Origin of the sequence: uncultured Tateyamaria sp., from assembly GCF_947503705.1 — a bacterium.
Lineage (GTDB): Bacteria > Pseudomonadota > Alphaproteobacteria > Rhodobacterales > Rhodobacteraceae > Tateyamaria.
In genome coordinates this window covers 100,221-111,561 of record NZ_CANNES010000014.1, presented here as the reverse complement: position 1 = coordinate 111,561, position 11,341 = coordinate 100,221, and the positions used below count along the sequence as shown (strand labels likewise).

The 11,341-nt window shown below is 62.7% G+C and carries 9 protein-coding genes; 5 read left to right on the top strand and 4 right to left on the bottom strand.

Translation table 11 applies throughout. The annotated features are described in order from the left end of the window. The 4 genes from Q1A44_RS20715 to Q1A44_RS20700 form a co-directional block, all read right to left on the bottom strand. Positions 1-1,108 (bottom strand): virulence factor SrfB (locus Q1A44_RS20715; RefSeq protein ID WP_299629091.1); only part of this gene is annotated, 1,108 nt, incomplete at its 3' end. After that, positions 1,108-2,370 (bottom strand): hypothetical protein, encoded by a 1,263-nt coding sequence (locus tag Q1A44_RS20710; RefSeq protein WP_299629089.1) that lies wholly within the window; start codon positions 2,368-2,370, stop codon positions 1,108-1,110. The genes Q1A44_RS20710 and Q1A44_RS20715, both read right to left, overlap by 1 nt. Further along, positions 2,367-4,265 carry a trypsin-like peptidase domain-containing protein gene (locus Q1A44_RS20705; RefSeq protein ID WP_299629087.1) on the bottom strand — a complete coding sequence of 633 codons (1,899 nt, stop codon included), beginning with the start codon at positions 4,263-4,265 and terminating at the stop codon, positions 2,367-2,369. Before Q1A44_RS20705 ends, Q1A44_RS20710 begins: the two co-directional genes overlap by 4 nt. After that, positions 4,265-4,936, bottom strand: a complete 672-nt coding sequence (locus Q1A44_RS20700) for a hypothetical protein (RefSeq protein WP_299629084.1) — start codon at positions 4,934-4,936, stop codon at positions 4,265-4,267. The genes Q1A44_RS20705 and Q1A44_RS20700 overlap by 1 nt, the downstream gene beginning before the upstream one ends. 183 nt (positions 4,937-5,119) lie before the next feature. Between Q1A44_RS20700 and Q1A44_RS20695 the strand changes: the two genes are divergently transcribed. The 5 genes from Q1A44_RS20695 to Q1A44_RS20675 are packed head-to-tail and all read left to right on the top strand — an operon-like array spanning position 5,120 to position 11,328. Continuing rightward, entirely contained in the window at positions 5,120-6,205 is a 1,086-nt protein-coding gene (locus tag Q1A44_RS20695; RefSeq protein ID WP_299629082.1) for a patatin-like phospholipase family protein, read from the top strand. Positions 6,206-6,228: 23 nt separating this feature from the next. Continuing rightward, positions 6,229-7,299, top strand: coding sequence for a response regulator transcription factor (locus Q1A44_RS20690; protein WP_299629080.1), 1,071 nt, complete (start codon positions 6,229-6,231; stop codon positions 7,297-7,299). Between the two features lie 44 nt (positions 7,300-7,343). Further along, complete coding sequence (locus Q1A44_RS20685) at positions 7,344-8,699, top strand: HAMP domain-containing sensor histidine kinase (protein WP_299629078.1); 1,356 nt, start codon at positions 7,344-7,346, stop codon at positions 8,697-8,699. Continuing rightward, positions 8,696-9,238, top strand: coding sequence for a hypothetical protein (locus tag Q1A44_RS20680; protein ID WP_299629076.1), 543 nt, complete (start codon positions 8,696-8,698; stop codon positions 9,236-9,238). The genes Q1A44_RS20685 and Q1A44_RS20680 overlap by 4 nt, the downstream gene beginning before the upstream one ends. Further along, entirely contained in the window at positions 9,235-11,328 is a 2,094-nt protein-coding gene (locus tag Q1A44_RS20675) for a caspase family protein (protein WP_299629074.1), read from the top strand. Before Q1A44_RS20680 ends, Q1A44_RS20675 begins: the two co-directional genes overlap by 4 nt. The last annotated feature ends 13 nt before the right edge of the window (positions 11,329-11,341 follow it).

Genomic DNA, 11,341 nt, shown 5'->3' with positions numbered 1-11,341 from the left:
GGCGCACGGCCTCGGGGCCGATGCGCACGAAACTGGGCCACATGAACGCGTTGCGCCGACCCGACCGGCTGGCATAGCGGTCATCGCCAAAGCGCACATCGGCAAATTCGACCCGGCTGGGGAAAAGGCCGGAATAGTGGAACTCGGGGCGGCTGAGGTCGCGGATTTCCAGGGGAAAGGATCGCGCCAGATCGACCCGGGTTTCGCCGGGGAACTGTTCGATGAGGATGCCACAGGTGCGGCTGTTGCCCACGTCGAGCACCAGGTCCACGTTCACGGGGGTCACCGCATCGCGCTGGCTGACGGTGTTCACGAAATGCACCGTTGGCGGTGTCACGGCGGTCTGCACCATATGCAGATAGGTCAGATAACGGGCCCAGTGCTCGAAGCGATGGGGCAGGTCTTCTTCGGCAAAGCGGCGGCCGGGGCGTTCGGCACGCTTGAAGGTGATGAACAACTCCTTGAGCCAGTCCGACACCCAGCGTTGGTGATCTAATACATTGCCGTCCTCGTCCGCCTCGGGTCGGCGCAGGAACCAGCCCATGTCATTGGGTTCCGACACAAGGCGGAAATCGCGGGATTTCTCGGCATCCGATGTCTCGGGCACGACATAGTTGGTGTCTTGCTGCTGCTCGATCAGGGCCGTGTCGAGGGCAATCTGAATGCGGTGGGTGTGGCCGCTGATGGGGTCAGGCTCGGCCAGTTCCACCGTGCGCATCCGCGCCCAGCTGGACGGGCCAGGGTCATATTGCAACTCGCCTGCCGGGCCCCGCTGGCTTTTGACCCGCAGAAACGGCACCGGCACCCATTTTTCCAGGAATGGCTCCAGCGCGGCCACGGGACGCACCGAATATTCGTCATCATCATCGCGGCGCGCGTCCAGCACATCAGCATCGCGCACATCGTCACCGGACAGGGGAAACAGCGTCAGGATGTTTTCGCCGTCCTGCTCTTTGGTGACGCGTTCGATATAGCGCATCGGGCGCAGATCCAGCGCATTGAGGTCAAAGCCAAAGTCGAGCATCTGAATGCCGCTGAACGGCACCAGCGTGATCTCACTGCGCAGTTTGGCCAGCGTTCTGATCTGTGTCTTGCGCTCGCTCAGCATCAATTGCCCCTTCCATAGGTGATCTTCTGTGTCCAGGTCTTGCTGTTTTGGTCAACGCGGCCAGAAAAGTTTTCGACCTTGTCGCCCTGCCGCACCCGGACGCGAAAGTTTTGCGGACCAGACTGGTTGTGCCGGGAGTAGAGGTTGACCAGAATCGAATAGGGGCCGCCCTGGGGCGTGTCAAAATATATGTTCTCGACCGGATCAGCCACGGCTGTACGTTGGTTCAGGTTGCTGTCCACGTCCAGCTTACCACCGCACCCGGCTGTATTCTTGTAGTTGATCGTCGCACCGCCGGGGCAGGTAACATGCAGATCAAGATCGGCGGGCGTGTCCCAGAACAGGGAAATCGTCAGCTCCCCCTCGCGCGCGCCGCGATCCGCCAACCGGGCATCGTCGGCATCCGGCAAAAGGCTGGCCTGAGCCTGGGGCTGGCAGGCGCGGTCGGCGATGGCAATCTGGCGTTCGACCGTGGCGATCCTGTCGCGCAGGAACATCGTGTCGCGTTCGCTTGCGGATGCGACCGGGCCGGGGGGTGGGCAATTGCCGGGCACACCGGGCAAGCGCAAGGCACAGGCTTCGATCATCAGATAGAGGATCGCAGCAATCAGGATAAGAAGCAGCAACCACCCCAACCACAAGAGCCACCACAAGCTGAAGGGGCTGCGCCGTTCGTCGCGCGCCGGGGCTTCGGCCGGCATCGGTGGTGGCGGAACGGGTGCGGCGGCGGCAACTCTGGCGGCAGTGGCTGCCTTGCGGGCGCGGGTGGCGCCCTGGGTCGTGCTGAGGTCTGCCGTCACAGCCGCCTGGCTGTCCGAGGTCCACGCCCAATTCAACAGGACCGGCTGGGTGATCTCGCCGTCGTTCAGGACATAGACGCAGTCCGATCCGGGATAGCGCACCGCATTGATCAAGGCCTCGCCAAGCCGCTGTTCATCCGGGTTCGAATGATCAAGATAGGTCTGACCCAGCTCAAGGATGTCGGCGATCAACCCGGCCAGGTCCGCCTTGACGGCCTCTTTCTCGGTCTCATCCAGAGTGTCCAGCCCGCGCGGTTTGCCCGCAACCACCGCATACCAGTCAAAGCGGTCGCCATATTGCGTGGCCACTGGTTCAGCAAACAGCGCCGCGTGCCGGTCACCCAACTGGTCGCGTACCGTGCCCGAGATCAGCTCGAAAGACCGCTGCGGTGCTGTGCCCAGCGGCGACAGCCCTTGGGTCGAGGTGTTGGTGAGGAATGCTTCGGACATGCTGCGGCTCACTCAGACTTTGGCTGGAGCGCGGGCAGTCTGGGCAATTCCGGCGCAGGCGCGCCCGGTTCGGGTTGCAGGGCCGCAGAGGCCTCTGGCGCAATTGGCCGCTGGATCTGTGGCGAACAGTTCTGGGTCACCACCTGCGGCAATGCACCCGTATCGGCCAGAAAGCGGGTGAGGTCGCCGCTGGACAGGGCAAAATTCAGGCTGCGCATCGCACCCGTTTTCACAAATGTGTTCACACCCACAAGGCGGCCACACATATCAATCAGCGGGCCACCCGAATTGCCCGTCGAAATGGGCGCAGAATGCACCACAACACGGGCGCGATCATCATAGTTTTGTTCCGCCGATACAGTGCCATCTGTGACGGCAAGTTCGGGAATGGCCGCCATGTCGCCCTGGCGCAAACGCTGAAATTGCGCATCACTTTGCAGGATGTCGCCCGGATATCCGGCGGCAATGACCGACTGCAACCGCAAGCTTTCCGCAGGCTCAAGCAGAGTAAAGGCCGGTTGATCGGCACCCGGCACCCGCAGCAGGGCAAAATCGCCGCCCGTGCTGTCGAAAGGCCCCATGGTCTTGAGCACCGTGGCCTCTTTGACACCGCCAAGCGTGGCATTGGTAACGTAAATCCCCTCGGAACCGGGTGCGGAAATCACATGGAAATTTGTGACCAGCAAGTCAGGCCCGACAAAAAACCCGGTGCCAAGGCTAAGGCCGTCGGGATTGGGGGACAGAACGATGGCCGTCCGCGCCTCGATATGGGCCAGCAGGCTGCTGGTTTCCTGGGCCGTGGTGCTGTCGGGGACCTGCACCCGCTCAGGATCGGGTGGCAAGATCGCTGTCCGCGTGGCGGGGCGAACAGCGCCGGGAATGTCAGATGCGTCACGCGGATCGGGTGGCGTCAGACCCTCGATCGTGCGCCCGTCAGGCATCATGAGCGTGCCGTCATCGACACAGACCGCGCCCTCCAACGCGTTTTCGAGCGTGGCCAACCGCTCTTCGAGCGCGCGGTTCACGTCGGTCACGGTGGCAAGGGCCGCCTCGTCGGTGATCACGCGGTCGGCAGCCATATCGGGAAAGATGCGGTTGCCCGGGATCAACAGCCAGATCAGTGTGCCCCCCGCGATAAGCAGCAACAGCACCAGCGGCAGCCAAGCCCAAAGCGGCACACGCCGGTTGTCGGCAGGCGGCGGAGTGGTGGTGTGGGGAATGTCAGCGTCAGCGGTCGAGGTGTCCGAGGCCACAGCAGCACCTGCCGCCACACCGGCCACGCCAGCACCGGCGGCAACGCCTGCGGCTGTGCCGACACCTGGCCCGGATGCGGCCTCTTGCGGCTCAGACCGGGCCGCAGTGGCCTGTCGGTTGCGCCAAGCGGTGCGTTCCGCCTCGCTCACCGGTGGGGCGGAGGCGAGCGGCAAAAACCGACCCAGGGTTCTGGCATAATGCTGACTGCGGGCCGTGGCATCACGCGGCAGATCCGTGGGCAGCATCCCCCAATTGATGATGACGGGCACGCCCTCGACCGACCAGACATCGTTGGGATCGGAAATGTTCAGCGCATTGGCCACAAGCGCACCATCATCCGCATGATCCAGCATCTCGCGCACGGGGCGCAGAAGGCGGCTCAATTCGGCGGACAGCGCGGCCTGCTGTGCCTCGTCCAGACGGCCAAAGGGTTGGGCCGTCCCCTGCACTTCGGTGTACCAGGACACTGACGGGGGGGCCTGATCATTGCCCCGGCTCAGCAGTGGTTCGGCAAAAAGCTGTGCCGCCTCTTCGCCCGCGTGGCTGCGCAGAGCCTCAAGCAAGGCGGGATACGCCTCGATCGTCAGAACGCCACCGGTTTCAAGACATTGGCGCAGGTCAATCTGGGTCTTGGTCAGAAAATGCTCGGCCATTAGTTCTCTCTCGCTGATCGGCGGAATTCAACGGTTGTGCGCCCGCCGACCTCCGGTTGGGACACGACACAACTGGCGTTTCCGTCGTCTTTCAGGGTGCAGCGGCTGCTGAGGCGGTAAATATAGCCGCCATCGCTGCATTGCAGGTCGCCTGGCTCTTCGATGGACAAGGCTCCATCGCCCTCGAACCCCGCTTGAACGGCACCGCTGCACGTGTTGCCATTGTTGGCACGCATCTCTTCACGGCCACGTCCGTCGGCATCAAAACACATTGTCCATTGGGTATATGTCGATTGCTCGCCGGTGCTCTGGTTTGTGGTGGCAAATCTGGAATCCAGATCCCAGCACCCTTCAAGCAGGCTCACGCGTCCGGAATCCCAGGCGTCGCGATCAATCTCTTCGGGGGTATTCTGGGCCAATTCGGGGATCTCGCATTGTTTTTGCGCCAATTCACGCTCGCGTTGCAGGATGGCGCGTTCCAACGTCCGGTTCTTTTCTGCCAGCACTGCAATCTGTGCATCCAACGCTGCGCTTTTGTTCACGGGACACCAGTCGATCCAGCGGGCGGCAATGCTGTTGCCGACACCGCAGGCGGGCAACAAGGCCGCTGCGGCCCAAAGTACGACACCCACCAAAAGGGCACTGCCGCCATATGTGAAAAGTCCACGCATGATACGCTGAATATCCTCAATTGCAGTGGAGTAAACGTCACCTTGTTGAGGGGGTCAACGTTAAAGTCGGCAATCGCCAATTATAGAAGTTGTCATTCAGAGCGCTTTACAAAATCTGTCATTTCAAGGCTTTGCGCGCTTTCTCTAGGCTTTGGGAAAGTCACTTTCCAAAGGAATACCGCGATGCTTGATTTCGAAAACACACGAATGATGAACACCCGCCTTTTATCGGTTTCGGGGGGCGGCCTATTGGGTGTGATCCCCGCCGCCATATTGATGCGCTACGAGGCCTTGGGCCGCACGGCATACGGTGCCGATTACCGGCTTTGTGACAGCTTCGATGCCGTGGCAGGCAGCAGCACGGGCGCCGTGATCGCGGCAGGCATTGCCCTTGGCTTGCCCGCGCAAGACATCGCCAATTTCTACCTGCGCGACGTGCCCAGAGGGTTCAAACGCAAGCGGTTGGCCCTGCCTTTGATCCACGACATTTTTGACGGCGACCTGATGGAACGTTTTTTCGAGGCCCGCACCAGAGGCTGCCTGATGGAGCGGCGCGCACTGGAATGCGACTTGACCATCATGGTCAAGGATTTGGGCCGCGGCACGCCGCTGGCCTTTACCACCCGGAAATCGCCCATCTCAAACCTGCTGGGCGCTGAAATCTGCACAGAGGCGCAGCCGCTGGCGCGGGTCCTGCGCGCCAGCACCGCCGCACCGGGCCTGTTTTCACCGGTCGAGATGGCGTTGGATAGGGTTGGCCCGACGCTATTGGCAGATGGCGGTTTTAGCCTGTTCAACGATCCCTCTTACCTGGCCAGTCGCTTGGCCATGGCCCAGGGCGCAACCGGGATCGACCTGACCGTTCTTGGCACCGGCAGCGCCCGCCCGCCGCACAAGGCACGGATCAAGCGTCGTGGCCCGTCGATCGGACGCGCATTGCATGCCCTCTTTGGCTTGATCGGTGAGGGCGAGATCCTGAGCGAGGCCCTGGTCACGCAGTTAGGCGGCCTGCCGGGGTTCGACATGTCTGTGCGCCGCCATGATATGCGGCTGACGGCCGAGACCTTTGAAACCATCGGCGCGCCCGCCACCCGCAGCGAACTGCGGGACATGCGCCGCTTTGCCGATTTCAAAGGCAAGGTGCAGCTCTATGAGGCCGCAACCCTTTTGGCCAAGCAAACCATTCACGCCCCGCTCCCCCTCAAGGCAAATAGGCAGATGCCAAATACGCACATGATTGACACCTCAGAGCTGATCAGCGCCAATTGACCCAAAGAGGAGCCAACGTTCCAATGACGGATTTCGATGTGACCTATCTTGGCGGCGACCCCATGACGCGCGCAGCCCGAATTGCAGTTCTGAACAACCATGGCCTGCATGTCAGTGACGACAGCGGCGCACCGGTTGTGGTGCTGGACGCCCAAGAGATGAGCGATGCCGAAGCCGATGGACTGTTGGCTGACATCGCAGGGCCGGACACACAGGTCCTTGTGCTATTTGCACTCTCTCACGGGATCAGCTTTCGGGCCCGACGCGATGCGCTGATGGCCCAGGGGGCCGCCGACGTGATGGAAACGACAGCCAATGCCGAGGAATTCCTGACCCGCGTTCAGACCCTGAAACAGGCAGCCCATCCGCCCCGTATTCTTGTGGTCGAGGACGAGGACGAGATCGGCGATTGGGCCGTTGCGGTGCTGAAAGACGCAAGGATGGATGCCCAGCGGGTCAGTACCCTGGCCGAAGCCCATGCCCGCTTCGAGGCCGGACCGATTGACGCGCTGGTGGTTGACCGGGGCCTGCCCGATGGGGACGGGCTCAGCTTTATTGCGCAACTGCGCGATCTGGGGATCAGCACACCGGCCCTGTTGTTCACCGCCCTCGATTCCATCGAAGAGCGCATTCGCGGGCTGCAAACCGCGCGTGCCGACGACTATATCTGCAAACCCGTACACGAGGACGAGTTGCGCGCCCGGGTTCAGGTGCTTCTGCGGCCCTTCGTGGTGGCCGAAACCATGGTCTTTGGCCCGCTTGAGATCAGTCGCAAGGATCGGCTGGTGCGCTGGCGCGGCACCCGCATCGACCTGCGCCCCAAGGAATGTGACATGCTGATCTATCTGGCGGAACGCGCTGATCTGATGATCCCCAAGCGGATGATTTACCTCGATGTCTGGCAAAAAACCTTCATGGATGTGGGCTCAAACCCTGTCACCGCTGCACGGCACCGGCTGGTCCGTGACCTCAAGGCCGCGCTGAAAGAACGGGGCGAAGACTACGTTGATTTCCTCGGCACCCACGGCGATGCCTATGTGTTTCGCCCCGAACTGCTGCTGCGCTTACCTGCCGCCCGGGATGCGCGCGCGTGACATCCGCCTTTGCAACAAAGGTCAGGCGCGGCCTTTCGGGGCAGATGCTGTTTTACGTGACACTCGCCGCGGCCCTGATCCTGACAACCGCCTTTTGCCTGTCGGTCTATGTGGCGGCGCAACGGGCCGACCGGCAAATGGTCCAGACCATCGAAGCGCAATTGCTCCGGGTGCTGGAAGAAGACGGGATCAGCGGGCTGGCGGCCGCCTTTGATACCGCGCGCACCGTGGTTCAGCCGGGGGCCGACCGGCTGGACGTGGCTCTCTGGCAAAAGCGCGGCGACACGGAACGCTTGCTGCTGGAAACTGCGCCCGGCATTGCCGCTGCCTTTCAAGCCGGGACCGACCGTATCCGGCACGACGACATCGGCTATCGCCTGCAGATCGTGGACGTGGCCACGGCGGCGCGCGACTGGCCTTTGCCCATGAGTGATGTGGCCCTGACCTTTGGCCTTGAGGCCCCAACCCTAGAAATGCGCCGGGCCTATCGCACCATCGCGATCATCGTGGCGCTTTCGCTGTCGGTCTGTGCGTTCATGGCGTTCTTGCAAGGCCTGCATTGGCAGCATTACCGGCGCAGTGTCGCGCGGATCAACGCCCTGCTTGATCGTTATTCCCGAGGTGAAACCGGCATAAGGTTCGAGGATGAAACGCCCAGCCCCGAATTGCGCGAACTGGGTGGCCATCTGAACGTGGTCCTGCCGCGCCTTGATGCGCTATTCGAGGATTTGCGGGCCTTGTCCGCCCATCTGGCCCACGAATTGCGCACGCCTTTGCAAACCATCCGCAGCGGCGTGCGCAAAGTGGTCCGCGAATCTGACTCCGACGCCCGCGCCGATCTGGCCCGCAGCATCGACCAGAACATCGACGGCGCGGATGCGCGGCTGCAAACCGTGATGCAGCTCTTTCGCCTCCAGGCTGATGCCGAAGTTACGATGACACCTGGCGTGGCCCTTGGCGCGGTCCTCGAAGACCTGTGTTACGATTTCGAACATGACATCGAACAGCAAGAGCGCCGCCTCGTCATGGATATTGATCCCGCACCCCAAATCACCGGCAACACGCATCTGCTGGAACTCATGATTTCGAACCTTCTGTCCAATGCCGCGAAATATGCCAGCCCGCGGTCTGACGTGCACGTTCATCTGAGCGCACAAGACGGGCGGTTCGAGCTGCGCGTGACCAACACCGCGACCCTGTCACATGGTTTTGGCGAAACGGCCTTTGACCGTTATGCCCAGGGGCAGGGGCATGGCAGCCTCACGGGGCATGGGCTGGGTCTGGCCCTTGTGCAGGCGATTGCCGACAAACACGGGCTGGATGCAAGTTTTGGCCCCGACCCCACCGATCCGTCACAGGTCACCGCGACACTTGCCGGAAAAATCGAGATGACCGCATGATAAAAAGTACCGCGATTGCCCTGACGCTGATCTTCGCCCTGACGCTTCCGGCGGTGGCCGAACGTGCCGCCCGCGATGTGGCGGCGGCCCTGACAATGGCAGAGGCCGGGCTGCAAAACCAACACCCCGCCATGATCATCGCAGCGCTGGAGGCCATGGCAAGCTATGATTTGATCGGCTCGCACAGTGCCACCGCACGCGCCGATTTCTTGGCTGAAGCGCGTTTCTTTCTGCGCGGCAACGAAGCCTTGGGCGCGCGGCTCGCCGCTATCGAAACCGCCTCAGAACCCGATACGCCCCAGGTCTGGATTGCACCGTTTCAACCCCGTATCCGCCTGCCGGACACCCGCACGATCCGAGTGCTGGCAACAAGCGGTGTGCTGCTGAGGGCCGCATCGGGCGGGCCGGACAAACCCTGTACGCCACGGGGAATGGCCCAGATCTGCGGCTTTGTACCTGACGATGAGGTGCTGCGTCTTGACGGCACAGCATCAGGTTCGGGATGGGTCGTCATTGAACTGGCGCCTGCCGCTCCATGAGGGGCGTCCTGTACCTTGTGATGCTCTGTCTGCTCTGGCCGGGCGTCAGCCGGGCCGAACACCGGGCTTTGCTGATCGGTGTCACGGATTACGCACCCGAAGTGACCGCCCTGGCCGGTCCGCTGGCAGGGCCCGTCCATGACGTGGCCTTGATGGTTGATATCTTTGCAGGGGCGGGCGTAGCCGCGCAAAACATGACAGTGCTCAGCGACGGGCAGGATGCGCAAAACAGGCCAACCCGCGCAAACATCCTGCGTGCACTCGACGAACTGGCCCGCACCGCAACACCCGACGATCATATCACCCTTTATCTCGCGGGGCACGGTGCGCAGGTGCCGGTGGCCATAGACACAACCGAACCGGACGGGCTGGATGAGGTTTTCCTGCCCACCGACTTTGAAATCCTGCCGGGGGGCGGGTTCCGCAACATGATCCGCGATGACGAAATCGGGGCGCGGGTCGATCAGATGATTGCCGCCGGTGCCGATGTCTGGCTGATTGCGGACACCTGCCATTCCGGCAGCTTGCGACGCAGCGTCGGCAATAGGGCCGTGCCCCGCTTTGTCGCATTGGTTCCAACTGTGACCGCAGGGGCCGATCCACCCATCGACATTCAGACCAACAGCACCACCCGCGCCGGACAGTTTATCGGTTTTTATGCCGCCGCCCCCGGTGCGCTGGCCTATGAAACGACCCCTGCCGGGGCCGATACCGCGCATGGCCTGATGACGTGGAGCCTCGCACATGCCCTGCGCACAGGGCGTGCACAGACCTATGCCGATCTGGCACGACTGATGACCGCGCAGCTTTGGCAAACAGGGGGCGGGCTGTCAGAGCCTGCTTTTGACGGTGCCGTCGGGGCGCCTCACGTTTTTGCCGGGACAGCGCAAACAGACCGCACTTTTGGCCTCGAAGTGGCGGAGGGTATCACGGTGAAGGCCGGGCATGTTGACGGTCTGCGCCCCGGGGCCGTGATCGAGATCAAGGATCAGGCAGGCAATCCACTGTTCGACGTGACCGTGACACAGGTTTCTTTGACACAGGCCCAAGCGCCCTTGCCCACAGGCCAGGCCCCCGCCCTCGACGCCCTGCTGAGGGCCGAGCAGTTGGACCCGGCGCGTTTCCGCAGCCGGTGGCTGGCCGACCGTGCGCCCACGCTGGTGGGGCGTGTGGTGTCGATGCCGCTGGATACAACGCTGTCTGTCGGCCTGAACCTGGGGGCCGAGGATGACGGGCTGAGGCCCGCGATCGAGGCCATGATCAAAACCCTCGCCCCGGCAGTGCGGCACGATGACGACACACCCGACGTTCAGATCGCCAGCACAGGCGGCACACTTGGTCTGCGCCCGGTTGATCCAGGGGCCGCGCAGGTGCTTGACCTGCCGGCCCGCCCCGATGCCATCCCCGCCCTCGCGGACACCTTGCGGCGCATGATCAAAACACGGGCCTTGCTGGCCGCCGCCGTTACGTTGAACGACAGCGCATTGGCCCAAGCGCTCGATGTGGACCTCTCCGTGCAACCGGGCATCGACGACGGAACAGGCGGGTGCAAGCCGGTTGGCCCCGCAAAGCGCATCGACATAGCGGCTCTGCACCCGCCCACCATCGAGCATTGTGATACCGTTGCGCTGACCCTGCGCAACGACAATCCCTGGCCCATCGACGTGTCGGTCTTTTACCTCGCTTCGGATTTTCAGGTCTATTTCCTCACCGGCTTTGACGGATCGGAGAAAGGGGGCTGGCGCATCCCGGCGGGGGGTACCCGCACGCTCCGCTATACCGAAGCGACGCGCGCACCCGACGGCCAAACCGTGGCCACCGGGCAGATGCATCTGGCGCTCTTTGCGCAGCGGGGCAAGCCGGGGCAAACACCTTTTGACCTGCGTTACCTTCAACAGCTGCGACCCCCGCCCGAGACACGCAGCGCACCCGTCAAAACTCTGTCATCCGTGCTGGCGCAGGCCGGATTTGGTCTGGCCAACCGCCGGTCGATTGACCAGACTATCCGGGAACAAAGCGGCGGGTGGACCCTGCCGCTGTTGACCAGACCCGACACAGACGGAGGTGCCCTTGCCGATCCCCAGAAATAGCCTGTGGTTTGGG

What these genes read in the sequence shown, in the direction of transcription:
- Q1A44_RS20705 (WP_299629087.1), bottom strand. Translation starts at nt 4,265, where the DNA reads ATGGCCGAGCATTTTCTGACCAAGACCCAGATTGACCTGCGCCAATGT.
- Q1A44_RS20700 (WP_299629084.1), bottom strand. Translation starts at nt 4,936, where the DNA reads ATGCGTGGACTTTTCACATATGGCGGCAGTGCCCTTTTGGTGGGTGTC.
- Q1A44_RS20695 (WP_299629082.1), top strand. Translation starts at nt 5,120, where the DNA reads ATGCTTGATTTCGAAAACACACGAATGATGAACACCCGCCTTTTATCG.
- Q1A44_RS20690 (WP_299629080.1), top strand. Translation starts at nt 6,229, where the DNA reads ATGACGGATTTCGATGTGACCTATCTTGGCGGCGACCCCATGACGCGC.
- Q1A44_RS20685 (WP_299629078.1), top strand. Translation starts at nt 7,344, where the DNA reads ATGCTGTTTTACGTGACACTCGCCGCGGCCCTGATCCTGACAACCGCC.
- Q1A44_RS20680 (WP_299629076.1), top strand. Translation starts at nt 8,696, where the DNA reads ATGATAAAAAGTACCGCGATTGCCCTGACGCTGATCTTCGCCCTGACG.
- Q1A44_RS20675 (WP_299629074.1), top strand. Translation starts at nt 9,235, where the DNA reads ATGAGGGGCGTCCTGTACCTTGTGATGCTCTGTCTGCTCTGGCCGGGC.